The following is a 26,384-nucleotide window of genomic DNA, read 5'->3' as shown; positions in this document are numbered from 1 at the left end:
TGGTGACTGTCTTTTTGTAATCCAGGTATTATATAAGTTATTTAGTTCTAATCCAATGTCGTTTGGTTAAGCTTTAAAACGGCATTGAATTTCAAATCACCCATTTTCAGGGATGAGAAATGCCATTAACTAAGTGGCTTTGTAAAATCTGAGTTGGTAATGAAAAGCGTAAAAATCAATATTTTAATGGTTGTTGTATAATTAAACAGCTAAAAACGACACCTGTGCAACCATTAACAGAATTCCTCAGTTTTTTTGAACACGAATTGCTAACTTTTACGTTGTAAAGTATGGTTCTGTTGCGAGAACCTATTTAATAGAAAGATTTATGAGAAGAAGATTGTTGATTGTAAGCAGTTTAATGGCGGTAATTCTTTTAGTTGCTGCTAATTCACCAAGTGAACGTTACTTCGAAATTGCCAAGAACCTCGATATTTTCGCAACGTTGTTCAAAGAGGTTAATGCACTCTATGTTGATGAAGTGGATCCAGGTAAACTCATGCGCACGGGTATGGATGCCATGCTCGCCTCACTCGATCCGTACACTAATTATATTTCTGAAGATGAAGTAGAAAACTTCCGAACGGTAAACACAGGGCAATACGGAGGCATTGGCGCTGTAACAAGACAGATTGGAAAAAGAACAGTAGTAACAATGATAATGGAGGGCTTTGCTGCCCAACGTGGCGGATTAAAAATTGGTGATGAGGTTCTGAAAATTGATCAGGTAGAATTGGCTCGCGTTACCAGTGAAGAAGCAGGGGCACTCATGAAAGGTCAGCTAGGTACAGCGGTTAGTCTTACCATTAAAAGACCAGGAGAATCCGAGCCGATAACACTTAGCTTTAAGCGCGAAAAAATTAAAGTCAATAATGTTCCTCATTTCGCCATGCTAAATGAGGAAACAGGGTATATCCAATTAACTGACTTTACACCTGATGCAGGAAAAGAAGTCAAGAATGCACTTGTTTCTCTAAAAGAAAAAGGTGCTAAGAAATTAGTGCTTGACCTTCGTGGTAATCCGGGGGGATTATTAATGGAGGCTGTAAATATCTGCAATCTTTTTATACCGAAAGGAAAGTTGGTGGTAAGCACCAAAGGCAAAATGCCGGATCATAATTTTTCTTATGAAACTTTAAATGCGCCCATTGATACGGAGATACCACTCGTTGTTTTAATTGATAGAGGAAGTGCATCTGCATCTGAAATTGTTGCTGGTACGTTACAGGATTACGACCGTGCTGTAGTGGTTGGAGAAAAATCTTATGGAAAAGGATTGGTACAAATCAGTAGACCTCTTTCTTATAAAGCACAATTAAAAGTAACTACTGCTAAGTACTATACACCAAGCGGTCGTTGTATACAGGTATTAGATTATTCGCGCAGACGCGAAGATGGAAGTGTTAGCTCTGTACCAGATTCACTTAAAAAATCGTTTAAAACAACAAAGGGACGAGTTGTGTATGACGGTGGGGGCATTGATCCTGATCTGCTTACAGTTAATCAAACATATCATCCCATTATACAGGTATTATTTGAGTCAGGTTACTTGTTTGATTACGCCACATCGTTTACTGCTAAGCGAAGTGCACCAACTGATATAAAGTCGTTTCAACTAACTGATGCAGATTACAATGCATTTGTTCAGTGGATGAAAGACAAACCTTACGACTACACAACAAACCTGGATGAAGATTTGCACAGAATAAAAGAGCAGGCTAAGCGTGAAAAGAATTATGATGATATTAAAGTCATGCTCGAGAAAATTGAAAGCACTGTGAACGAGAAAAGGAAAAACGATTTGTTGGTTTATAAAGACCAAATCAAACAAGCACTTGAAGCAGATATACTTTCTCGCTATTTTCTGGAGAAGGGCTACGTTGAAGCAGGTTTTAAGTATGATGAAGAATTAGCCAAATCAATTGAATTATTGGCCAAGACCGACAGCTACAATAAAATTCTGATGAACAATTAGGTTTATAGTCTGTTCTAAAGATCAGAAGTGTAATAACCTTATTGTGAAGATTCGAAAACCACGATACATCATTTCTATAGCTTCCTTTGCATTACTTATGGTATTGCTGCATGCCTGTATGACCTTTAGGATGTCTGAAAAGAAGATAGCTAAACATTTTAAAGAGAAGAATATTGCTGTAAAACAGGATGCACTTAAAATCGATAAACGCACACAACATTTTGTCACCACCGGGAAAGAAGATAATCCCACGGTTGTATTTGTTCATGGCTCGCCCGGTTCTCTTAGTGCTTTTATAGATTTCCTTTCAGACAGTCTGCTTTTGTCAAGAGCACATTTAGTAACAATCGACAGGCCTGGTTTTGGCTACTCAAATTTTGGTAAGGCGGAGCCTTCTTTAAAAATGCAGGCAGCATTACTTCAGCCGCTGCTTGAGCTAAGAAAACAACACAGGCCTATTATTCTGGTCGGGCATTCTTTAGGAGGTCCTGTAATTGCACGCATGGCTATGGATTATCCAGATCTTGTTGATGGTTTGATCATTGTGGCAGGTTCTATAGATCCTGAACTCGAACCCAATGAACGCTGGTTCAGGGTGCCATTGGCAACACCTTTTTTTAGTTGGCTAATGCCGTTATCTTTCAAAGCTTCCAACGATGAAATTCTTGAAACGAAAAAGGAGCTTGAACTAATGCTGCCATTATGGAAGGATATTAAATGCCCTGTTATCATATTACATGGCATGAAGGATAAATTAGTTCCTCCGGGAAACGCAGATTTCGCTAAACGTATGCTAACGAATACTTCAGTAGATGTTGTGCTCAGAGAAGATGTTAATCACTTTATTCCCTGGACACATCCGGAGATGATTCAACAGGCTATCCTTCAATTATTGGGTCAATTTGAACGCAATGGATTGGCTAAGCAATAATCAGGCTTTCCAGTTAGCTGGATCAAAGCGCCATGATTTTAGTAACATCAGTTGATCGTCAGAAATTTTCTTTGAAGTCAGAGCATAATCAATCAAATGATTGTAGTCACTCAGGCAAACCAATGGGATATCTGCCTTTGCAAAACTCTGCTCAGCTACATCAAAGCCGTAGGTAAACACTGCCAGCATTCCTTCAATAACAAAGCCTGCATCACGCAATGCTTCAGCAGCCTTTAGGGAGCTTCCTCCAGTAGACACTAAATCCTCAATGACTACCACGTGCTGGCCTTTTACAATTTTGCCCTCAATCAGGTTTTCCATGCCATGATCCTTTGGCTTGGGTCTGACATACACAAAAGGAAGATTGAGTGCATCGGCTACCAAAGCACCTTGTGGAATGCCAGCTGTAGCTACTCCCGCAATCCCCTCAGCCTTTGGAAAATGTGTTTTAATGGCTTGAGCCAAAGAATTCTTAACCAATGTTCTCACTTCAGGAAATGACAGAGAAAGACGATTGTCGCAATAAATAGGGGACTTCCAGCCAGAACTCCACGTAAATGGCTTTTCTGTGTTCAATTTTATAGCTCCAATGCTTAAAAGAGCTTCTGATACAGGATGAGCAGTGCTTTGTACAATCGTCATATCTTGAAATTTGATAGTGCGAAAATGGTAAAAAATACAGAAGCACTTGCCAGCTTGGAAATATTTTATTCTTTTGCAGAGGGTTAATCCCAACTGCCTGATGGTTCTATTTGTAAACGACATACGCCTCACCATTTATAAACCAGATGAGCAACCTGCTCTTGGCCAATACAATCATAAAGTTGACGCTCAGATAGAGCCAATAACGTCAGCAGGGCTACTTCACCACGTGTGGATACAAAATGCAGATGATAAGCATATGAACGTGCTGCTGGAATTACTCAATTCTAAAGTGCCTTTGAATGTATTATCTGTGCATTTATCGGTTAAAGATTACGATACCATTCAGGATTTTCTTTATAGCAAGTTTAAGGTGGTAAAAGCAGCTGGTGGACTTGTTCGTAAAAAGGATAAGGTCCTGATGATCTACAGATTAAAGAAATGGGATTTACCTAAAGGTAAAAAGGAGAAAGGGGAGAAGTATAAACAGACCGCTGTTCGCGAAATCGAAGAAGAGTGTAATGTAAGTGTTAAGCTTGGAACCAAGCTCTGTACGACCTGGCACACATACACCATGAACAAGCATGCCATGATAAAAAAGACAAAGTGGTATGTGATGGACATTATTGACGACAGTAAAATGGCGCCCATGGTGGAGGAAGATATTGAAGAGGTAAGATGGATGAATCCTAAAGAAGTATATCACTCACTTCATAATTCGTATAAATCAATACACTATGTATTTGAGCAGTACTACGCGCTTAAAGAAGTTATTCGGTAATTGATTTGAAAATTTGGTGATTTGATGATTTGAAAATAGAAGAGCTCGTCATTGCGAGGAATTAGCGTTTGGTAGTGCGCTGGTATGACGAAGCAATCTGAAATTGATGAGCTAATCCGTTGATTTGAAGTAAAACAAAAAGCCAGGCATTATACCTGGCTTTTCTTTATACTGAAAACTTAACTAAGCTTACTTTTTCTTCTTAGCTACTTTTTTAACAGACTTCTTAGCTGCCTTCTTTACCACTTTCTTATTGGTAACTTTCTTCACCACCTTTTTCTTAGCAACCTTCTTCACTACTTTTTTCGCAGCCTTTTTCTTCGCTACAGGTTTAGTAGTTTTCTTGGCAGCTTTCTTAGCCACTTTTTTAACTACCTTTTTAGCAGTTTTCTTAGCCGCAGGTTTAGATGATTTCTTCGCAGACTTAACAACCTTTTTAGCAACAGCCTTTTTCTTAGCGACTACTTTCTTTTTAGGAGCACTTGCTTTGGCAGCGTTCATAGCATTTAATGCAGAACCAGCCTTAAACCATTCAATTTGGTTGGCATTGTAAGTATGGTTAACCATAATGCTTTCTTTGCTTCCATCGCTATGGTTTAATACTAACTCTAATTGCTTTTCAGGAGCAAAATTGGTTAAGCCAATTATGTCTAACACATCGTCTTCACGAATTTTATCGTAATCAGCTTTGTTGGCAAAAGTAAGCGCTAGCATACCCTGCTTTTTCAAGTTGGTTTCGTGGATACGTGCGAATGATTTAACAAGTATTGCGCGTACACCTAAATGACGTGGCTCCATTGCTGCGTGTTCGCGTGATGAACCTTCACCATAGTTTTCGTCACCCACTACGATTGAACCAATGCCTTGTGCTTTGTAAGCACGCTGCACTTTAGGTACTTCATCGTAAGCGCCTGTTAAATTATTCTTAACGCTATTGATTGATTCGTTGTAATAGTTGGTAGCACCAATCAATAAGTTATTTGAAATATTATCCAAGTGCCCGCGGTATTTTAACCACTTACCTGCCATAGAAATATGGTCGGTTGTACACTTGCCTTTTGCTTTAATCAATAAACGCAGGCCTCTTAAGTCTGTGCCTTCCCATGCTTTGAAAGGTGCGAGTAATTGTAAGCGATCTGATGTAGGGCTCACACTTACTTTTACTTTGCTGCCATCTTTAGCAGGTGCCTGGAAGCCGGGATCTTTTACATCGAAGCCTTTCATCGGTAATTCATCACCGGTAGGTGCTTCAAGTTTTACTTGTTCACCATGCTCGTTGGTTAAATAATCAGTAATAGGGTTAAAAGTTAAATCACCAGCAATCGCTAATGCGGTTACTAATTCAGGGGAACCTACAAATGCGAAGGTATTCGGGTTGCCATCATTACGTGACTGGAAGTTACGGTTGAAGGAGTGAACGATAGTGTTTTTCTCTTTCTTGTCTGCACCAACACGATTCCACATACCAATACATGGTCCGCAGGCATTGGCAAATACTTTAGCACCAATTCTGTCAAAAGTATTGATGAAACCGTCACGCTCGATTGTATAACGCACTTGTTCTGAACCTGGTGTGATGGTAAATTCTGCTTTCGTTTTTAGTCCTTTGTCGGCAACTTGTTTTGCTAAGCTGGCAGCGCGGGAAATATCTTCGTAAGAAGAGTTGGTACATGAACCAATCAAACCTACTTCAATTTTTGTTGGCCAACCATTTTTAATGGCTTCATCTTTCAATTTAGAAAGGGGTGTAGCCAAGTCTGGTGTAAATGGACCGTTAAGATGTGGTTCAAGTGTTGATAGGTCAATTTCAATTACCTGATCAAAATATATTTCGGGGTTCTCGTAAACTTCAGGATCAGCAGTTAAATGCTCTTTGATTTTATCTGCCAATTTAGCCACATCAGCGCGGCCGGTAGCTACGAGGTAGCGTGACATTGATTCATCATAACCGAAAGTAGAAGTGGTAGCTCCTATTTCTGCACCCATGTTACTAATAGTACCTTTTCCGGTACAGCTCATAGACGTAGCGCCTTCACCAAAATATTCTACGATAGCACCTGTTCCACCTTTTACAGTAAGAATACCTGCTACCTTCAGGATAACATCTTTTGCGGAAGTCCAGCCGTTAAGCTTACCGGTAAGTTTTACACCAATTAGTTTTGGAAACTTTAATTCCCAGGCCATGCCTGCCATTACATCAACAGCATCGGCACCGCCAACACCAATAGCGACCATTCCTAAACCACCGGCATTTACCGTGTGCGAGTCAGTTCCGATCATCATGCCGCCAGGGAAGGCATAATTTTCTAGTACAACCTGGTGAATAATACCTGCACCTGGTTTCCAGAAGCCGATACCATATTTATTTGAAACAGAAGCAAGGAAATCGAATACTTCTTTGCTTTCATTATTAGCAGCAGTTAAATCATCTTTAGCACCTGTCTTGGCTACAATCAAGTGATCGCAATGAACGGTAGAAGGTACAGCCACTTTAGGGCGACCGGCTGACATGAATTGTAACAAAGCCATTTGAGCGGTAGCATCTTGCATGGCTACGCGGTCAGGCGCGAAGTCCACATAAGACTTTCCTCGGCCAAAGTTCTCCAGCTTTTGATCGCTGTGTAAGTGAGAGTAGAGTATTTTTTCTGATAGGGTAAGCGGTTTGCCAACGGCTTTTCTGGCTTTGGCTATGCGGCCTGGCATGGCTGCATATAACGCTTTAATCATGTCTAAATCGAAAGTCATAACTCGAAAAATTTTAAGGTACTAAGTTACGGATTTCTGCGTCAAAAATCCCTCATTTCGGGTCAATAAAAAACCCCGCTGGGGGCGGGGTTATGGGGGCTTCAATTACTTAGCATTTATATAATTGAGAAACTCTCGCTTCACATTGTCATCATCTTTAAACTTGCCTGAAAAATAGGCCGTTCCTGTTTTACTGTTGGTGTCGCTTACTCCTCTGGAAGCCACACACATGTGGTTGGCATCCATCACCACAGCAATAGATTGCGTCTGTAAGATGCGTTCTAATTCCTTACCAATTTGTACGGTTAAGCGCTCCTGCACTTGTGGCCGCTTAGCAAAGTACTGTACAATGCGGTTGATTTTAGAAAGGCCAATTACTTTACCGCTGCTAAAATAAGCAACATGTGCTTTACCATAAATAGGTACAAAGTGGTGTTCGCAATGCGAGTAGAAAGTAATATCTTTTTCTACCAGCATCTGGTCGTAATTGTATTTGTTTTCGAACAGTCGTGCTACTGGTTTGTTTTTTGGATTTAAACCACTAAAGGCCTCTTTTACAAACATCTTAGCTACACGTTTCGGAGTGCCCGCTAGACTGTCGTCTGTAAGATCAAGACCTAAAGTTTCCATGATCTGACGAAAATGAGATTCTATGCGTTCGATTTTTTCCTCATCGCTGAGATCGAAAGCGTCTTTACGCATGGGTGTCTCTACTGATGAAGAGTGGTGATCGTCATCTTCATCATCAACTGGCTTAAGAGGCCGGATATTCAACGAAATTTCTTTCTGTCTCATAAAGGGTAATTTTCAATTCAAATTTGGGGTCTATTTGTTGCCTCAAAATTCTCCAGATGACCAGTGCTATGTTTTCAGCCGTTGGATTGAGACTGTGAAAGTATTCAGTATCTAAATTTAGGTTTTTATGGTCGAGTTTCAGCAATACATTTTCTTTAATAATGTCGCTGAGTTCCTTTAGATCATATACGTAGCCTGTGGTAGGATCGGGTTCTCCAATGAGGCTCACAATCAGTTCATAATTGTGCCCGTGGAAGTTGGGATTATTACACTTGCCAAAGATTTTGTCATTTTGTTCGTCAGTCCAATCTGGATTATAAAGACGGTGTGCTGCGTTGAAATGTTCTTTTCGGGAGACTTTAACCTTCATTGTATTTCAAGAACAGAGAAAATGTTGAATAGTTCAAGATTTTCTTTAAATAACTAAACAAAACACCTTTAAAGACGGATGTTTTTGAGAACTATTTCAATTTTACTTCCGTTAGCCTACATTCTTTTTAATATTTTCAAGATTAATTAATGATTGAAAAATGAGTAACCTGGCCGTCATTATTATTTTGTTAACGGTAGTAACCGCGTTGGCTGAGGTTACCGACAAGATTCGCATACCTTATCCGATCTTGTTGGTGCTGGCAGGTATGGGCATAGGCTTAATTCCAGGCTTGCCCTCAGTTGAGTTGCATCCAGATATTGTGTTCCTGATATTTTTGCCACCAATTTTATATGCAGCAGCGTGGACAACCTCATGGCCTGATTTTAAACGTGCTAAAAGGCCCATTACTTTATTGGCTATTGGTTGTGTGATTTTTACCACCTGTGCAGTAGCGGTAGTAGCGCATTATTTTATTCCACATTTTTCATGGGCTGAGGCTTTTGTATTAGGTGCCATCATTTCACCTCCCGATGCGGTAGCAGCAACGGCAGCTACTAAAGGTTTGGGTGTGCCTAAACGTGTGGTTACTATATTAGAAGGAGAGAGTTTGGTGAATGATGCAACAGGATTAATTGCATACAGGTATGCAGTAGCAGCTGTAGTAACGGGTGTATTCAGTCTTTCAGAAGCGGGTATTCAATTTTTTTATGTCGCAGGTGGTGGAATAGCATTTGGGTTGGCACTTGGTTTTATTTTTAAATGGATACACAAGATCACACCAGATAATCCAACAACCGATACAACACTTACTTTTTTGGTTCCCTTTATTGCTTATTTAGGGGCAGAAGAATTTCACATGTCAGGGGTGCTGGCTGTGGTAGCCTCTGGATTATACCTGAGCTGGAACTCATCTGATATTTTTTCGCAACGCACCCGCCTACAGGCTAATGCCACCTGGGATACGGTTATCTTTTTATTGAACGGTATTATTTTTATTCTGATTGGCTTACAGCTACCCGTTATACTAAAAGATATTGATCATTCTTCTTTAGTTAAACTGATTGGTTATGGCGCTATTGTTAGTCTTGCAGTAATTGTGGGCAGAATTATCTGGGTATATCCGGGCGCATACCTACCCCGTTGGTTATCTAAGAAAGTAAGAGAGCAGGAGCCAGACGCTGATGTAAGATTGGTAACAGTAATTGCTTGGTCAGGTATGCGTGGTGTTGTATCCTTAGCCGCAGCATTAGCGTTGCCACTAACCCTTGCCGATAATCAACCTTTCGAAAACAGAAGTCTGATTATCTTTTTAACCTTCTGTGTTATTTTCTCGACACTTGTTATTCAGGGTTTGAGCTTACGACCAATTATAAAATGGTTAGGTATTAAGCCGGATGATCGAGAGCACCAGGATGAATTGGATGCAAGATTGAAAATTGCTTCTGCGGTGATTGAAAAAATTGAAGAAGAATATTCTTTAAGCTTAAGTGAAGATGTACTTAATCAGATTAAAACCAAGTACGAAATCCGCATTCAGCGTGTTACTAAAAATAAAATAAGAAGCAGACTAGATGATGCGCAACTTATAGAATTTCATCGCATACAAGAGGAGTTACTTAAAATGGAGCGGCAACATATAATCACCATGCGCAGGTCTGGTAAAATAAGCGATGAGGCACTTCGGAAATTAGAGAATGAACTTGACCTGGAGGAGGCAAGGCTTATACTGGACAAGCGGTAATTATGCTAATTTACAAAAGCTATCCATTCCCAGGTGCATCAGGGCATCTCCAGCATTCACTACAGGTATGTTATTCAATCCAATAACATAAGCAGTTTCTTTTGCGATTACTTTTTCAGTGAATTCTCCAAAAGGATCAGTAATAGTTCCAATCCAGTCACCTTTATGTACCAACTGACCGGAAACAACCTGTGTTTGAAAAAGCCCTGCTTGTTTGGATCTTACCCAGGATGAGTGCCAAATAATGCGATTGGTTTCTTTTGGTGCAGGAGCGTCATCAATCATGTTTAAGTATTTCATTAATCGAAGTGTTCCTTCTATCCCCTCTTCAATAGCGTGCTGATCGAAGCGTAAAGATTCACCTGCTTCATAAACGATAATATTTTTATCTTTTTTAGATGCTTCTTTTCTTAATGAGTTGGGGCGAAAAGGTGCATCAAGTGTAAAGGGTGCGCAAAAAGCTTCAGCCAACTCAACATTTTTTTTATCACTCAATGTGGCGCGTACTTGAGGATAGTTAGTACGCATAGCACCACCTGTATGGAAATCTATACCATAATCGATGTTGGGAATGATATCGTGTGTAACGTGGTAAGCCACGCGAGAAGCCAATGACCCTGATTTGCTTCCGGGAAAAGAACGGTTTACATCTTTACCATCAGGTACATCTCGTGAGAAATTTAAAAAGCCATACACATTAATAATAGGTATGCATATTATTGTACCACGTTTGGGTTGATGAAGGTTTCGTTCAATTATTCTACGCACGATCTCCATGCCATTAATTTCATCTCCATGCATGCCGGCCATCAGCGCCAATGTTGGTCCTTCTTCCTGACTGCGGGAAACGTAAATAGGTGTGTCTATTTGTGTGTGGGAGGGTAGGCGTGCGATGTTAATGTTGATCTCCTTAAACTCACCAGGTTTAATTTCCTGACCTGCAATTTGTATTTTTTTCATATTCGGATTGTAGTCATTAACGCTTGGCTACATAATGAGCCGGTTTTATAAGCACGTTTGTGTCCCACACTACTAAGTGAAGTTAAGAGTTTGTCTGAACTTGGCAAGTATTCACCTTGCATTACAAAAGCTTTTATTGGCATCATTTTTATCATTTTATCATTTCTGGATGGTATTTAGAATAATCATGCTGAGGTTCCTTCTCCCAAATAAATTTATATCCTGTCTCGTGTATTTCTGATTCAAAATCCATGTGAAGCGTATAAATGTTGTCCGAATTACTTCCAATTAAAATCATGACAACAGATAAAAATCCGGATATAATCAATAGGAATATTGTTAAGGTTTTGTTCAGTTTAATTTTTACAATGAATTGGTGTATGATGAAAGTTAGCATGAACCAAAAGGCAAAATATGTCAAAAGGTCAATGATTAAACCGAGAACAAAAATTTGTAATGAGAGTGAAGTGTGCCATCCACGGCACATATAGGGTAATGGAAAACCAGTTAGAATTTCATCAGACCCATCAATAATATGAACATACCACCATTTGGAGAAAATTGTGAATGAAATAATCGTCAGGGGTAATATTAATTTCCATAGTAACTGTTTCATGACAAGAAGAGGAATCGACAGACTACTATTTCGCCCCAGACCATTACAATCAGGCATTGATTTTATCCTTCTGAATTTTTTTCTTCATGGCATTTTTTTCCAGGTATTGAATAATCTTACCGGCAATATCTACTTTGGTTGCACCTTCAATTCCTTCCAATCCGGGAGATGAATTGACTTCAATAATAAGCGGCCCCCTCGCAGATGGCAGCATGTCTACACCTGCTACGCCCAGCCCCATTTTTTTTGCTGCAGTAATAGCCGTTTGTTTTTCTAAAGATGTTAGTTTGATCAATGTAGCTTTTCCGCCTCTGTGTAAATTAGAGCGAAACTCACCTTCTTTTGCCTGGCGTTTCATGGCACCGACTACTTCGCCATTTACAATAAAGGCGCGTATGTCTGCCCCTTTAGATTCTTTTACAAACTCCTGCACCATGATACGTGTCTTTAAACCATGAAAGGCATCAATTACTGATTGGGCTGCTTTTTTATTTTCAGCCAGTACTACACCAAGACCTTGTGTGCCTTCAAGAAGCTTAATAATTACTGGTGCGCCACCGACAGCTTCAACAATACCTTCCGTGTCTTTGGTGTAATCCATGAACATGGTTTTAGGCAAACCGATGCCAGCGCGTGAAAGAATCTGTAAACTTCTGAATTTATCTCTCGAACGAATCAGCGCCTGCGATTCTACAGCAGTAAAAACTTTCATCATTTCGAATTGACGAACAACAGCTGCCCCATAAACGGTTACTGAAGCACCAATGCGTGGAATAATGGCATCGAAATAATCGAGCTTGCGACCATTGTATAATACCATAGGGCTTTTTTTCTCCAGGTAGAGCACACACTTCATGTGGTCAATAATTTCTACGTTGTGACCGCGTTTCTCCCCGGCTTTTTTTAACCTTTGGGTAGAATATAATTTAGGGTCGCGTGATAAAATGGCGATATTCATATACTTGGGTAGGCAGTTATTTCTTTTTATTCAGTCTTTTATTACGCAATGATTGTTGCTTAGCTTTATACGAAAGATTTTTTTTCTTAACATCAATCAGGTAGCGTGCTTGTAAAATCTTTCTTCCTAATAATATCGGGAATTTAAGTAAGCCTCTGTTACTTAAGGAGAACTCAGCTGTTATTTCTTCGTTAAAAATTTTGATGGTCGTTGTTATGACATAACGCCTTTCAACCTCCCCAAATGAATTCTTGATGTCACGTTCGTGAAAAGTATCTGCTGTAAACTTCATGCCAGTAAACTCTGGATGTTCTTCGTCCAGTAGTACAAATTCTAGTTTACCATTTACAACTTTAGCGCTTTGGCAATGTAAACTACTACGATAAGCGCCCGTATCTACCTTAGCATGAATATTTTTTAATCCCAGGCCGGGTAAATCAACACGATCGTAACGGCCTAGAACCTCCATTATTAAAGGTTGTAAAAAAAACAGGCCTTCGCAAATTTAGCCATCATATAAAAGTAAAAAACCCTTGCCGACATGCCGACAAGGGTTTTTAATGTAGTAATCCAATTTCGTGCCTTTTAAAAAGGAGAGATGGGTTGCCCCGTGAAGAATTGGAATTAGTAGTTTAGCCTTTCTTTACTTTGAAAGAGGCTGATGTGTTTTCCCAAAGGATATTTACTGAACCTTTATCAACTGAGATTGTAAATAATTCAGTGAATTCGGCTTTACCAGGCTTTACATTTACACGTAAAACGTCATTTTCATCATTGTATTTGTAAGCACCCCATTGTTTTGCTTCGCTGTTAAAAATAATAGTCCATTCATTTTCAGTTGGGATTGTGAAAAGACTATAAGTACCTGCTGCTAAAGCTTTTCCTTCTATTGTAACGGCTTTGTCGAAAGTTATGGTGGTGGCATCATTTGCACCGGTTCTCCAAACTTGACCAAAAGGAACCAGATCGCCCATTACTTTCCGGCCTTTAACTGAGGGGCGGTGGTATACAATTGTAACTTTAGCACCATCAATAGTGTACCTTCAGCGGTTTCTTTAGGGCTGGCAGGTTTCTTATCCTGCGCCAGGCTTTCTACACTTACAAATGCCATCAACAGTAATGATAAGGCAATTAATTTTTTCATGATGTTAGGTTTAAATGAGTTTTAACTATTGGTGTAACGCGAAAATGCTCCGAACGTTCGGAGCATTTTCTATCATTAATTATATACCTGTAACTACTGGAACAACGGGTTAAGGGCTATAAAAGTTTCCAAAATTGAGCGCTTTTTTTACTTAAGAAAGCAAGAATAAAAATATAAGTGGGAAAATGATGCCGATTAAGGCTAATTTCCACCCTCGACTTCTAAAACTATTTTCACCTTTTTGAATAAACATACCTGTAAATGCAATGACTAGCATTCCAATACCAAATAAATCAGAATAATATATCCACCATTTGCTGGTATCAACGTGTAGTTGAGTCATTTGGCCAAGTATAGGGGTAGTGCGGTACGCCTCAATTTTTCCTTTACCTGTGCTAAGGTCAATTTTAACATCATGTTTTTCGTAAGAAATGCTCAGTTGGTTTTTGTCGATTACAAATCTTCTCAGATTATCTTTAATGCCTTGCGTTTCTGTAAAAGTTTCAATGTAGGCATCATTAACTGTGCTATCAGGTTGAGTAATAGCAGGTACAGTTATTTCAGTTGCACTATAAGTATACCGTCTGGGATGCCAGTCGCGTCTATGATTAAGAAAAATGCCAGAGAAGGAGAAAGCGATGATAAGACCTAAATAAAAATAAGCAAAATCGCGGTGTACAGAGCGGGCAGTTGGTTTCATGAAAAATTAAGTATGCGTTGAATATTATTTTCCAAAAGGATTTAAGGCACTTAGCGCACGTTTACCACCACCCATTTTATTCATGGTCTTCATCATCTTGCGCATGTCGCCAAATTGTTTTAGTAATTGATTGACCTGCTGAATAGAAGTGCCACTCCCTTTAGCTATACGTTCTTTGCGACTACCGTTAATGACATCCGGATTTTCACGCTCTTTCGTAGTCATTGATCTAATGATGGCTTCCACTGGTTTGAAAGCATTGTCATCGACATCAACACCCTTCATGGCTTTACCAACACCGGGTATCATGCTCATCAGGTCTTTGATATTGCCCATCTTCTTTACCTGTTCAAGTTGGGTAAGGAAATCGTTAAAATCGAATTGATTTTTGCGAAGCTTGGCGTTTAATCTTTTGGCTTCATCTTCATCAAAAGCTTGTTGTGCTTTTTCAACGAGTGTTACCACATCCCCCATGCCTAAAATTCGACTGGCCATACGGTCAGGATAGAAGCGATCTAGTGCTTCCATCTTTTCACCCATGCTTATGAACTTGATAGGCTTTTCTACTACTCTGCGAATAGAGAGGGCCGCACCACCACGTGTATCACCATCTAATTTAGTAAGAACAACACCATCAAAATTCAGTCGATCATTAAACGCTTTTGCAGTGTTTACAGCATCCTGACCCGTCATGGAGTCAACCACAAATAATGTTTCGGAAGGAGCGAGCGCTTCTTTTAATCTGGCGATCTCATTCATCATTTCCTCGTCAACAGCCAAACGACCGGCAGTATCGACAATAACAATGCGATGATTATTCTTTTTAGCATGCGCAATGGCAGCTTTGGCAATTTTTACAGCATCTTTATTTTCTGGTTCAGCGTAAACCTCTACACCAATTTGTTCGCCAAGTACTTGCAGCTGTTTAATTGCAGCTGGTCTGTATATATCGCAAGCAGTAAGTAAAACTTGCCTGCCTTGTTTTTTTAAATAGCTGGCAAGCTTGCCTGAAAAAGTAGTTTTACCAGAACCTTGTAAACCAGCTATAAGTATGATGGCAGGATTACCTTCTATGGTGATGTCTACACTTTCGCCCCCCATTAAATGGGTTAGCTCATCGTTGGTAATTTTAGTAAGCAATTGACCAGGAGAAATGGATGTAAGCACATTTTGCCCCATTGCTTTTTCTCTGATGTCATCAGTTACTTCTTTAGCAACTTTATAGTTAACATCAGCATCGATTAAAGCTTTGCGTATTTCCTTAACTGTGGTTGCTACGTTGATTTCCGTAATGCGTCCCTGACCTTTAAGGGTTTGAAAGGCTTTATCCAGTTTTAAACTTAAATTATCGAACATGTGCGGAATTTTTAGAAGTAGATACTGTCAGTTAGCAATACAATGTCATTTAGTTTAGCCCTTTCTTGGCCCTGCTTTTAGAAGAGGATTAGTATGGAAGCTTAACTTACCGACATGGATTTTGCCACTGGGTTTTAACAAACAGGGTGCAAAGTTAATTCGATTTTTTATTTGACCTACTCTCAAAGGGTCTTCTGAAATGGGCTTAAATGCTTTTTTTGAAAGAAAAGAGGCTATATTTAGACTTTAATCAACGTATTTGTTGTTTACCTGATTTAACCTATGTCCTTTCGGAAAAGAGTTTTTGAACAACTGGAGCCTGCGGTATCTGGCTTGCGCAGTGCCAGGATAATTGAGTATTTTTTTATTGGATTGATCATCTGCAACATTGCCGCCATTCAATTAGAAACAGTTCCCCGGTTCTACGAACGGTACCAACGTTTCTTTGATAATTTCGAAATATTTTCAGTCGTGATCTTTTCGATTGAGTATGTGTTGCGCATCTGGACTATTACTGAAATGCTTCGTTATAAAAATCCTATGAAGGGAAGGTTTCGATACATTATGTCTCGATCGGGTTTAATCGACTTATTCTCGATACTTCCTTTTTACCTTAATTTTTTACCGATTGACTTAAGGTGGTTGAGAATATTCAGGTTATTTAGGTTACTGCGCATGTTAAAAATTGCACGCTACCTGTCAGCCTTGAATTTAATTTTTGCCGTAATAAAAGACAGGCGTGAGCAGTTGATGGTTGTGATCATGTTTATTTTTTTTCTGTTGGTTATCATTGCTACGGTAATGTTTTATGTTGAAGGTCCGGCACAACCAGAAGTATTCTCCAGCATTCCAGCCACGATGTGGTGGGGGATTGCAACACTTACAACGGTTGGTTATGGAGATATGGTGCCCATTACTGCCTTAGGTAAATTTTTAGCTGGTATTATCGCCATTATCGGAGTGGGTATGTATGCACTGCCAGCCGGTATTTTGTCTGCTGGTATTTCAGATCATTTGAATAGCCATAGAACAAACAAAGAAAAACGTTGTCCACACTGCGGTAAAGACCTATGAGTGATCCAACGGACCTTTACAATTGACAATATGCGTGCATTGTTCTCTGCGTTTAAACCGACCGAATGCGGACGCTCACGTTCGGTTTTGTATTTTAAAATTATATCAAAACTTACTTTGCTTATTAAATAAGCACTTTTTGATGTGGCATTGATGTTGGTATACACCTAATTTCAAAGCCGAGACTATGTTCAAAAATTATATATCCATCGCGGTACGCAATCTTCTTAAACACAAAGTTTTCTCCCTTATCAACATAGCAGGATTGGCTGTTGGTATTGCTTGCTGCACCTTACTATCACTTTACATCAAAGACGAGTTTAGTTACGAAGAGCATTTTGCAAAGGCAGATCAGATTTATCGGATAACAAGTACTTTTAAAACTAGTGATGGTGATATGCATAATCCGCGAACTTCACCACCGATTGCAATGGCTGTTCGTGCTAACCTGCCGGAAGTGGAGCAGGCAACACGCGTTGTGAGTCCTCCAGAAGTTGAGCAACATTTTATCCAATACAAAGAGAAATCCTTTTATGAACGCAAAGGCTATTTAGTAGATTCTACTTTCTTCGAGGTTTTTGATTATGATTTTAAAGAAGGGAGTTCATCAACAGCCCTTCGCACTGCATCATCTGTTGTGCTAAGTGCCTCTGTTGCGGCAAAAATTTTTGGTGATCAACAAGCGCTTGATGAATTGCTCGTGATTACCAGTGGAGGTTCTGTAGACACATTTCGTGTGAGTGGTGTGCTACAACCCCTGATGCAAAAGTCGCATGTTGATGCAGACTTTTATATGAGCATGAATAGTAAGGGCTGGGGCCAATGGATTGGTAGTATTAACACATGGGCGGGACAGAATTTTATTCAGTCATATGTATTGCTAAAAGAAAATGCCTCAGTAACTGAAACAGAAAGTAAATTAGCTGCCCTATTAGAAAAAAATGGTGGTAAAGAATTACGTGAAATGGGTATGGACAAAACGCTTCATCTACAAGCGCTCACAGATATTCATTTACATTCCTCTCAATATCAAGGGGATTTGGGCGAAAAAGGAAACATTACTTATTTGTACATTCTTTCTTCTATTGGAATTTTTATCTTACTTATTGCGTGCATCAACTTTATGAATCTTACTACTGCTAAAGCTAGCCAGCGCGCGGGTGAGGTTGGTGTGCGAAAAACAATGGGAGCCACTCGCGCTAGTTTAGTTTACCAGTTTTTGGGTGAGTCTATTCTTCTTGTGCTTATGGCAACTTTATTAGCTGTTATCTTGGTTCAGCTTTTATTACCATTTTTTAATTACGTTACTCAAAAGGAACTTAGTTTAACAGGTATTAATTTACTATTTCTTGTAGGTTCACTTTTTGTAATAGCATTGGTTACTGGGATTGGTGCTGGTAGCTACCCTGCTTTCTATCTATCCTCGTTTCAACCAGCTGTTGTTTTAAAGAATAAGCGTCTCAGTGGGGGCGGAAGTAATTGGTTACGCAAAGGCTTAGTAGTAGTGCAATTTGTAATATCAATAACACTCATCTCTGCACTGACTATTATCTATTCACAGATGAGATTTATTCAATCTCAATCACTTGGATTTAATCCTGACTACAGTGTTATTATTCCACTGCGTACTATTGAAGCCCGAGATTCGTACGATAACTTAAAAAATTCACTTCAAAATTTAAGTGGCGTATCGGGTATTTCTGCTTCTACAAGTTTACCCGCAACCCCACTCCTTCGAGATTTCTCGGTGTACAAAAAGGGAAGCTCGATGCAGGAAGCTGTTCACCATTTTGTTGTATTTAATGACGAAAACTATTTTAAAACATTAGGAATCAAATTAGTAGCAGGGCGCGAATTTATTTACAGCAGCGATTCTGCACAATTGAATGCTTCAAAAGTAAATGTATTAGTTAATAGAGAAAGCTTGAAGCAGTTAGGTATCGCTTTAGAGGAAGCCATTGGCGCAACAATATTTACAGAATGGCGTGGACAAATTAAATCACATGAAATTGTAGGTGTGGTAGAAGATTTCCATCAAATGTCTCTGCATAGGAAAATAGAGCCTTTAATTTTTCAACTACCTGCTTCACGTAGTGAGTATGTTTTTGTTACGGCCAGTATTCCAGCGGGTAACTATGAGTCCTTTATTGAGGAAACGCAGGAAGTATGGGCTGACTTAAACCCTAATACTCCTTTTGAAAGTATGTTATTGAGCGAACAAATAAAGCAGCAATACGAAGCTGAGAATCGCATGGCCATGATGATAACCTCTTTCACCTCTATTGCCATTATTATTTCGTGTTTAGGTCTGTATGGACTATCTATTTATGTAGCGGAAAGAAAGACTAAAGAGATTGGTATTCGCAAAGTAATGGGGGCGTCTATTTCAAGTATTGTAAGTATGCTCTCTACTGATTTTTTAAAATTGGTGGCCATTGCTTTTTTTATTGCTGTGCCTATCAGCTATTATTTTATGAGTGAATGGTTAAAGACTTTTTCGTTTAGGATGGAAATGAGTGCATGGATTTTTATTGCAGCGGGTATGCTTTCATTCTTAATTGCTTTGTTTGCCGTAGGTTTTGAATCTTTAAAGGCAGCCGTTAATAACCCTGTCAATTCTTTGAGAAATGAGTAAAAGTGTTAAAGTGTTAAAGTGTTAAAGTGTTAAGGTGTTAAAGTGTTAAGGTGTTAAAGTATTTGATATTATTAAGCAAAGCATCATGTTAATAAACTATTTTAAAATAGCCATAAGAAGTCTTATTAAGAATCCTTCTTATTCTTTTATAAACATTGGCGGTTTAGCCATTGGTATTGCTTCCAGTATTTTAATACTGCTTTGGGTGGCCGATGAATATTCGTATGATCGCTTTCATAAGAATTACCACAGCATTTACAAACTATACCAAAGTCAGCAGTGGGCTCAAGGTATTGGTACTGGTACATCCATGCCGTATCCGCTTAGAGAAACCTTGCTCAACAAAACGAACGAAGTGAAATACTTGGTGATGACTAACTGGGGGGAAGGTAATACGTTGCAAGTAGATGAAAAGAGTTTAACTAAATTTGGTCTTAGTGCTACAGAGGATTTTTTTAACATGTTTAGCTACGACATGATAAAAGGTGATCCCGCTTCAGCGTTGAAGGATCCAAACTCCATTGTGATTACAGTGTCTACCGCTAAAGCACTTTTTGGGGATAGTGAGCCCTTGAATCAATTAGTACAAGTTGATAACGGACAAGAATTAAAAGTGACAGGTGTTATAAAAGATTTGCCTGCGCAATCATTTTTCAGCTTTGATTATGTACTGCCCTTTGCTTACTATAAAGCGACCCAAGGTTGGGTGCGCAATAGTGTGAATAACTGGGATAACAATTCTTTTCAAATGTATGTGCAGCTTCAACCGAACGCAACACAGGCAAGTGTTACAAATAGCATAAAGGACATTATAAAAGACAGTAATCCAAAGGCACCGACCGCACAACTCTTTCTTCACCCCATGAGCAAATGGCGGTTATACTCTAAATTCGAAAATGGAAAAAATACTGGAGGAATGATAGAGTATGTTCAGCTCTTTACTATCATCGCTATTTTTGTGATGATCATCGCCTGTATAAATTTTATGAATTTGGCCACAGCGCGCAGTGAAAACAGAGCACGTGAAGTGGGCATTCGAAAAAGTGTAGGTTCTAGAAGAAAGCAATTAATATTTCAGTTTTTGGGAGAGTCCCTTGCTATTACATTTATCTCTTTTCTGTTAGCTATTGTGCTGGTAGAAATTACTTTGCCGTTTTATAATACTTTAGTGAATAAAACTATTGTGATTAATTACAGTAACCCAATGCTGTGGTTAATTGGTTTGGCTATCATTTTTGTTACTGGTGTTATTGCCGGCAGTTATCCAGCTTTTTATTTATCATCCTTTAAGCCTGTAAAAGTTTTAAAAGGAAAGGTAAATGTGGGTAAAGGTGCAAGTACACCACGTAAAGTATTGGTAACACTTCAGTTTGGTTTTTCTATTTTTCTTATCATTGGCACACTAACCATCTATCAGCAGATCATGCATGTTAAAGATAGAGATATGGGCTATGATCGTGAAAACCTGATGCAGATTTGGACAAACAACGAATTGGAAAGAAATTTTCAAACCGTTCGAGACGCGTTAGTAAATACAGGTGCAGTAAAATCAGTTTGTAAAAGTAACAGCCCTATTACATCTATTTTTTCCAGTAACGAAGTGAAGTGGGAGGGGATGAATACGGAAGAGCGCGTATCTTTTTCGACTATCGCTACTGAATACGATTACATAAAAACGATGGGTGTTAAAATGGTTGAGGGTCGCGATTTCTCGCGTGATTTTCCAAGCGATTCTATGTCAGTAATCATTAATCAGGCAGCTGCTGATTTTATGGGAATGAAAGATCCAATAGGTCAAAAAATAATTTACAATAAGGATCCACATGAGATTATAGGTGTAACTGCTAATGTTGTGATGGACTCTCCATATCAACCTGTAGAACCTTTAGTCATGATCTTCGACCCTAGTTGGTCAAGTACGATTACTGTCCGACTGAACCCAACCGAAAATTTGCAAGCATCAATTGATCAAGTGGAACAGGTATTTAAAAAACTAAATCCCGCTTACCCATTTGCTTTTCGCTTTGCAGATAGTGATTTTCAAGCAAAGTTTTCATCTATTAATTTAGTAAGCAAGCTCTCTTTTATTTTTGCCGCCTTGGCTATTGCCATTACTTGTTTTGGATTACTAGGACTAGCAGCTTTTACTGCTGAGCAAAGGACTAAGGAAATTGGTATCCGCAAAGTATTAGGTGCAACAGTTAGTAGTATTGTGATTTTAATAACCAGCGATTTTTCTAAACTAATATTTGTCGCATTTCTTATTGCTTCACCGATAGGATGGTGGGTATTAACAAATTTTTTAGAACGCTATCCGTATCGCGTGGGTATTTCTGGCTGGATATTACTAGCGGCAGGAGGTATTTCGCTAATACTTGCACTATTAATAGTCAGCACACAGGCATTACGCGCAGCCATTAGTAATCCTACAGATTCTCTTAGAAGCGAATAATAAGATTTGTAAACGTGCATACTATTTTAAAAAAGCGCAAACGTTTTGCTTGCGCTTTTTTATTTCTGAGTGTCTGATAATGTGTTTTTAGTTAATTGATAATTGCGCAAGTGAGACGCTTGCACCTAAGGGCTGCATGGCTCACCAGCATGTTTGGTTTGTGTATGCTTATAGTGTAGCACGTTTTACTTGGTAAACACGAGATATTCCCAGGGCTTTAGTGATAAGGCTTGTCCATTAATACTATAAGTTTTGCTTGAAAAGAATTCAATATAAGTCCCGTAGGCAGCTGTATTCGTAATGTTAACTGATTGGCTATCTCCCGAGAAGTTAAATACGCCAATGACGGTGTTACCTTCCACTTGCCGGATGAAAGCAACAACATTTTTATTATCCCCAATTGAGATAGGAAAGCCACCTGCATCGCTAGCCCAGATTGCAGGATTGTCTTTTTTCAATTTTATAAGTGATTGATAAAATGCCTGTAAACCTAATGAGTCTGTCCAGTTGATGGGATCTTTTTCAAAAAACTTAAGTCTCTTGGAAAGACCAACTTCCTGACCACTGAGGATGAGCGGAATACCATAAGCGGTAAAAGTGAAAGCTGCGAAAGCTTTATGCTTATCGCCAAAGCGTTCAAAAACTGTCCCTACCCAGGAGTTCAAATCATGGTTTGTGGTGTAGGTCATTCGGTACGCAGAGCGCCCATGTTTAAACATATCTTCCTCAATCCATTCGAACAAAGTTTCTCCTGGTTTTTCGCCAGCTGCAACTTCCCTCATACGAAACTCAAACTGATCCGCATAACTTCCATCTAAAATAAAAGTTTCATGTCCACATTCTGCCAGCCAAAATAATTCTTTTATCGGGTCAAGTTGGGCTCTGGCTTCTTCCCATAAATACAAAGGAATCTTATCGCCACATCCATGGTCAAGTCTAAAGCCATCTATTCCCAGATCTACCCAAAACTGCATAGCATCGATCATTGCCCTTCTGGTATCTGGATTGGTATGATCTAAAAGCGCTGTATCCCACCATACATCTTCCGGGCTCATAGACTCATAGGTAATTTCGCCCTTCTCGTCTCTGATATAAAATTCCGGATGCTCTTCAGTCCAATGATGATCTCTACCTGTATGGTTAGGCACCCAATCAAGAATTAAATAAAAACCCATTTCATGTGCTTTGCTCAATAAAGCCTTGAAATCCTCTAAAGTGCCAAACTCCGGATTAACATCTTTATAGTCCTTAGGAGCATAGTAGCTACCCAAAGTACCCTTCCTGTTCTTCTCACTAATGGGGTGAATAGGCATGAGCCACAAAATGTCTACGCCAAGCTCCTTAAGCCTTGGAAGGTGTTCAGCAAAGGCATTGAATGTCCCTTCCTCTGTAAACTGCCTTATATTAACTTCATAAATAGTTGAGTTGGGAAGCTTATTGGAAAAAGGTCTTGCTTTAGATGCAAGATCCTGTTTGTTATCAATATTAGAAGTTGGCTTGGTACTGCACCCAAAGGTTAGTGTGAGTAAAAATATGCAAATGGCAAAAGCTCTCATGGTAATATTTTTGGTTTCCTTACTAAGCAGACTTTGGTACAACTAATTTTAAATTCATAGCGTACTTTAGTACCCATGTAATAATTCAGGTTCTTAAATTAGTTAGAAAATAGGATTATGAAAATAGTAGAAGCAGATTTCAGTGATTTGCAGTTGTACATTGGGATAGATTCACCTACACAAGCGTAAGCGTATGCTTTTAAATTTCTGAGCATCTGATGTTCTGCTTTTAGTTAATTATTAATCGCACAAGTGAGACGCTTGCGCTTGAGGGGGATGAGGAAGTGAACTTGTTGGTGATCCTACCGCGTTAATCCCTGCACACAACACCAACATGGGCTTAAGATTGTTTTAGTAGAATAGAAGTGAATAAGTACTTTAAGTAAGATAACTTTGTTGTAACTAAAAATTAATTGACGCTGAGAAGTGCCACTGTTGAAGTCTACATGTCGTTTTGTTTTTGCTTTAAGAATTCCTGCAGGTCAATATTGGAGCCGTACAACACCAAAATGTCAGTTTGCTCTAACTGTTGATCAGGTGTGGCAATTCCTTGTATGTTTATTTCCGTTCTACTTTTGCCGAGTAGACTTTTCACCTCTGATTTTTTCATAATGGTGAGCACCAGAAGATTGAAGTTTCTTCTAAATCCTATTTCACGTACGGTCTTTCCAACATATTCTGAAGGAACATTCGCTTCGATAATGCTGAAGTAATCATTGAGCTCGAAAGAGTCAACTACATTTTTAAGACAAAGCTTTTTAGCTAAGCGCTCTGCTGTTTCTTCTTCAGGGTGTACTATTTCGTCAACACCAATAGCCTCCAACACTTTTTCATGGAGTGGGTTAATCGCACGGCTCATAAGCTTTTTAACCTGCATGTTTTTAAATAATGCAGTAGCCATAATATTTGCACCTTGATTCTCTCCAATCGCAACAATAACAACATCTGTGTCTTTAAGCGGAAGACCTGAAACAGTAAACTCATCTGTTGCATCCATGCAAATCGTATGAGAAATTTTTTCTTTGTACAAGTCGACTTTTTCCATTCGTGTGTCAATACCAATAACCTCATTTCCTTGAATAGTCAATTTTTGTGCTAATGAGGCGCCAAAATTTCCAAGTCCTACAATTATGTACTTCATATATCAATTTTTAGTTAATCGTTATTTCCTCCGTAGGATAACGATAATTTTTATGTTGAACCTTTTTGAAAATGGCTACGATAATGCTGAGCATACTGACTCTGCCTACAAACATGATAAAAATAATAATCAGCTTGCTTGCATTTGAGAGATCAGCGGTAATGCCCAAACTCAGTCCTACTGTACTGTAAGCAGAGAAACATTCAAAGCCAATATCCATCAGACTTTTATCTGTATCAAATATTGAAATCAGCATAATGCCAGAACCGATAACGATAAGTGAGAGAGAAATTATGGCGAAAGATCTCCTTACAGAAATATCTGCTATTTCTCTGCGAAACACTTCAATTCTTGTTTTGCCTTTTGCTAAACTGAAAATATTGAGTGTTGCAATGGCGAAGGTACTTGTTTTAATACCACCACCCGTTGAGGAAGGGGAGGCTCCAATCCACATCAACAGAAAGATCATCATAGTAGTAGGGAACAGTATTGATGCTGTATCAATTGTGTTAAACCCTGCAGTGCGTGGTGTCGTTGCTCCAAAGAGTGCGGTAACCACCTTGCCAAACCCTTTATGCTCTGTTAAAGTATTATTGTATTCTAGTGCAAAGAATGCAAAGAAAGCAATTGCAGTTATGGAAAGTGTAGTAATGAGTGTTATTCTACTGTTTAGATTTAACACCCAAGGTTTGTAACCTACTTTATTCCTTCCGAATGATAGTAGTTTTTCTAAGCGATACTTAAGATAGTTTATGATATTCGAAACAATTGGAAAGCCTAATCCACCAAGGACAAATGTTAGGATTATTGTTAACTGAAGAAAGTAGTTGTACTTAAATCCATTATCATATAAGTTGTTAGATAGCGTTGAGAATCCTGCGTTACAAAAAGCGGAAATAGCATGGAACACCGAAAAGAAAATTTTATCATATTCTGATTGAAAATTTTCAGCATCGAGACTGCTATAGATGAGTAGTCCTGAAATGAACTCAATACTAATGGTGATTAATATAATGTACTTAAGCGTTGAAAATACTTCTCCGAGTTTTTTGGAGCTTGTCATGTCACTTAACACAAGTTGATTTTCATATGTAGCACCTCCTTTGAAGAAGTAACTGAAATAGCTGGCAAAGGTAAGTATACCTAAACCACCTACCTGAATAAGTGTCATGATAATAATTTGTCCGAACTCAGTAAAATAAGTGCCGGTATCAACAACGATTAATCCTGTAACACATACTGCGCTTGTGGAGGTGAAGAAGGCATCAATAAAAGATAGCTTGTGGTGGGTTGCGTTAGGAAGCATAAGTAAAAATGTTCCCACCAGGATTATTGCTAAGAAACTTATTACAAAAAGTTGCGCAGGGTTTAGCAGTGTTCTTTTGTAGTTGATTTTGACCTCCGAAAATTCGCGAATAAAAGTGAGGACTACAGCTATTTTTAGCCAAATCGGATTTTCAAGTAGCAGGTCTGTTTCGAAGGGTACACCAACAAAGAGATACATGTAATAGATCCATAAGGTGAATGAAATGGACAGGAAGTCAAAAACAAAGACTTTTCGCTTGATCAGTTTGTGTCTACTAATATATCGGGCAAAGGTTGAAGCGATACTTAATGCAAGCACAATAAAATAAAAAGCATCAAACAGCTTTTGAGAAGTTCCGCTTTGAGAAAATCCAAAATTAGAGATAAAGGCGATTGTACCAAGAATGCTCGCCCATAAGGCAATTCTATAGAGTAGTTTTAAATCCAGCTTCATTTTACCATTTTCTCCATTCTATGCGGTTTGCTTGACTTAAAGATCGTACT

The 26,384-nt window shown here is 38.9% G+C and carries 22 protein-coding genes; 7 read left to right on the top strand and 15 right to left on the bottom strand.

Translation table 11 applies throughout. The features are described from left to right. The first annotated feature begins 328 nt into the window (after positions 1-328). Entirely contained in the window at positions 329-1,975 is a 1,647-nt protein-coding gene (locus SanaruYs_RS09600) for a S41 family peptidase (protein ID WP_127122337.1), read from the top strand. Positions 1,976-2,018: 43 nt separating this feature from the next. Then, a complete protein-coding gene (locus tag SanaruYs_RS09595) occupies positions 2,019-2,906 on the top strand; it encodes an alpha/beta fold hydrolase (protein ID WP_127122336.1) in 888 nt (295 codons plus the stop codon). Here SanaruYs_RS09595 and pyrE read toward each other — a convergent pair whose 3' ends face one another. Further along, positions 2,907-3,548, bottom strand: coding sequence for an orotate phosphoribosyltransferase (pyrE, locus tag SanaruYs_RS09590; RefSeq protein ID WP_127122335.1), 642 nt, complete (start codon positions 3,546-3,548; stop codon positions 2,907-2,909). 100 nt (positions 3,549-3,648) lie between these two features. On the opposite strand from pyrE, the gene SanaruYs_RS09585 reads away from it, so the two are divergent. Next, positions 3,649-4,329 carry an NUDIX hydrolase gene (locus tag SanaruYs_RS09585; RefSeq protein ID WP_127122334.1) on the top strand — a complete coding sequence of 227 codons (681 nt, stop codon included), beginning with the start codon at positions 3,649-3,651 and terminating at the stop codon, positions 4,327-4,329. 189 nt (positions 4,330-4,518) lie between these two features. On the opposite strand, the gene SanaruYs_RS09580 is transcribed toward SanaruYs_RS09585, so the two are convergent. The 3 genes from SanaruYs_RS09580 to SanaruYs_RS09570 all read right to left on the bottom strand — a co-directional run bounded on the left by SanaruYs_RS09580 (position 4,519) and on the right by SanaruYs_RS09570 (position 8,239). Further along, the gene (locus SanaruYs_RS09580) at positions 4,519-7,074 is read right to left on the bottom strand and encodes an aconitate hydratase (protein WP_170177232.1); all 2,556 of its coding nucleotides are present in this window, start codon (positions 7,072-7,074) and stop codon (positions 4,519-4,521) included. A gap of 105 nt (positions 7,075-7,179) precedes the next feature. Beyond that, positions 7,180-7,869 carry a GTP cyclohydrolase I FolE gene (gene folE, locus SanaruYs_RS09575; RefSeq protein ID WP_127122333.1) on the bottom strand — a complete coding sequence of 230 codons (690 nt, stop codon included), beginning with the start codon at positions 7,867-7,869 and terminating at the stop codon, positions 7,180-7,182. Next, positions 7,829-8,239 (bottom strand): 6-pyruvoyl trahydropterin synthase family protein, encoded by a 411-nt coding sequence (locus SanaruYs_RS09570; protein ID WP_127122332.1) that lies wholly within the window; start codon positions 8,237-8,239, stop codon positions 7,829-7,831. Before SanaruYs_RS09570 ends, folE begins: the two co-directional genes overlap by 41 nt. Positions 8,240-8,399: 160 nt before the next feature. Here SanaruYs_RS09570 and SanaruYs_RS09565 point away from each other — a divergent pair, with 160 nt between their 5' ends. Continuing rightward, positions 8,400-9,983, top strand: a complete 1,584-nt coding sequence (locus SanaruYs_RS09565) for a Na+/H+ antiporter (protein WP_127122331.1) — start codon at positions 8,400-8,402, stop codon at positions 9,981-9,983. Here SanaruYs_RS09565 and SanaruYs_RS09560 read toward each other — a convergent pair whose 3' ends face one another. From SanaruYs_RS09560 to ffh, 8 genes are all read right to left on the bottom strand, one after another. Beyond that, the gene (locus SanaruYs_RS09560; protein ID WP_127122330.1) at positions 9,984-10,943 is read right to left on the bottom strand and encodes a succinylglutamate desuccinylase/aspartoacylase family protein; all 960 of its coding nucleotides are present in this window, start codon (positions 10,941-10,943) and stop codon (positions 9,984-9,986) included. A gap of 151 nt (positions 10,944-11,094) precedes the next feature. Further along, complete coding sequence (locus SanaruYs_RS09555) at positions 11,095-11,559, bottom strand: hypothetical protein (protein WP_127122329.1); 465 nt, start codon at positions 11,557-11,559, stop codon at positions 11,095-11,097. A 49-nt stretch (positions 11,560-11,608) separates the two neighbouring features. Continuing rightward, positions 11,609-12,517: a 30S ribosomal protein S6--L-glutamate ligase gene (gene rimK / locus SanaruYs_RS09550; protein WP_127122328.1), complete on the bottom strand. Its 909-nt coding sequence runs from the start codon at positions 12,515-12,517 to the stop codon at positions 11,609-11,611. Between the two features lie 16 nt (positions 12,518-12,533). After that, positions 12,534-12,986, bottom strand: coding sequence for an ATP-dependent zinc protease family protein (locus tag SanaruYs_RS09545; RefSeq protein WP_127122327.1), 453 nt, complete (start codon positions 12,984-12,986; stop codon positions 12,534-12,536). A 163-nt stretch (positions 12,987-13,149) separates the two neighbouring features. Further along, positions 13,150-13,530: a DUF2911 domain-containing protein gene (locus tag SanaruYs_RS09540; RefSeq protein ID WP_246011890.1), complete on the bottom strand. Its 381-nt coding sequence runs from the start codon at positions 13,528-13,530 to the stop codon at positions 13,150-13,152. Then, positions 13,491-13,661, bottom strand: a complete 171-nt coding sequence (locus SanaruYs_RS20335) for a hypothetical protein (protein ID WP_160118626.1) — start codon at positions 13,659-13,661, stop codon at positions 13,491-13,493. Before SanaruYs_RS20335 ends, SanaruYs_RS09540 begins: the two co-directional genes overlap by 40 nt. Before the next feature lie 151 nt (positions 13,662-13,812). Further along, positions 13,813-14,361 (bottom strand): PepSY-associated TM helix domain-containing protein, encoded by a 549-nt coding sequence (locus SanaruYs_RS09535; protein WP_127122325.1) that lies wholly within the window; start codon positions 14,359-14,361, stop codon positions 13,813-13,815. 24 nt (positions 14,362-14,385) lie between these two features. Further along, the gene (gene ffh, locus SanaruYs_RS09530; protein ID WP_127122324.1) at positions 14,386-15,717 is read right to left on the bottom strand and encodes a signal recognition particle protein; all 1,332 of its coding nucleotides are present in this window, start codon (positions 15,715-15,717) and stop codon (positions 14,386-14,388) included. A 282-nt stretch (positions 15,718-15,999) separates the two neighbouring features. Here ffh and SanaruYs_RS09525 point away from each other — a divergent pair, with 282 nt between their 5' ends. From SanaruYs_RS09525 to SanaruYs_RS09515, 3 genes are all read left to right on the top strand, one after another. After that, positions 16,000-16,791 carry an ion transporter gene (locus SanaruYs_RS09525; RefSeq protein WP_127122323.1) on the top strand — a complete coding sequence of 264 codons (792 nt, stop codon included), beginning with the start codon at positions 16,000-16,002 and terminating at the stop codon, positions 16,789-16,791. 187 nt (positions 16,792-16,978) lie between these two features. Continuing rightward, on the top strand, positions 16,979-19,426 hold the full coding sequence (locus SanaruYs_RS09520) for an ABC transporter permease (RefSeq protein ID WP_127122322.1): 2,448 nt from the start codon (positions 16,979-16,981) through the stop codon (positions 19,424-19,426). 85 nt (positions 19,427-19,511) lie between these two features. Then, positions 19,512-21,878: an ABC transporter permease gene (locus SanaruYs_RS09515; RefSeq protein ID WP_127122321.1), complete on the top strand. Its 2,367-nt coding sequence runs from the start codon at positions 19,512-19,514 to the stop codon at positions 21,876-21,878. Positions 21,879-22,063: 185 nt separating this feature from the next. On the opposite strand, the gene SanaruYs_RS09510 is transcribed toward SanaruYs_RS09515, so the two are convergent. From SanaruYs_RS09510 to SanaruYs_RS09500, 3 genes are all read right to left on the bottom strand, one after another. After that, positions 22,064-23,434, bottom strand: a complete 1,371-nt coding sequence (locus tag SanaruYs_RS09510) for an alpha-amylase family glycosyl hydrolase (protein WP_127122320.1) — start codon at positions 23,432-23,434, stop codon at positions 22,064-22,066. A gap of 442 nt (positions 23,435-23,876) precedes the next feature. After that, positions 23,877-24,575: a potassium channel family protein gene (locus SanaruYs_RS09505; protein ID WP_127122319.1), complete on the bottom strand. Its 699-nt coding sequence runs from the start codon at positions 24,573-24,575 to the stop codon at positions 23,877-23,879. Between the two features lie 10 nt (positions 24,576-24,585). Next, the gene (locus SanaruYs_RS09500; RefSeq protein WP_127122318.1) at positions 24,586-26,334 is read right to left on the bottom strand and encodes a TrkH family potassium uptake protein; all 1,749 of its coding nucleotides are present in this window, start codon (positions 26,332-26,334) and stop codon (positions 24,586-24,588) included. Positions 26,335-26,384 lie beyond the last annotated feature (50 nt).

The organism is Chryseotalea sanaruensis (assembly GCF_003990915.1).
In the GTDB taxonomy this organism is placed as follows: domain Bacteria; phylum Bacteroidota; class Bacteroidia; order Cytophagales; family Cyclobacteriaceae; genus Chryseotalea; species Chryseotalea sanaruensis.
The sequence above is the reverse complement of the archived record's forward strand: the minus strand, read 5'-3'. Positions and strand labels throughout refer to the sequence as shown.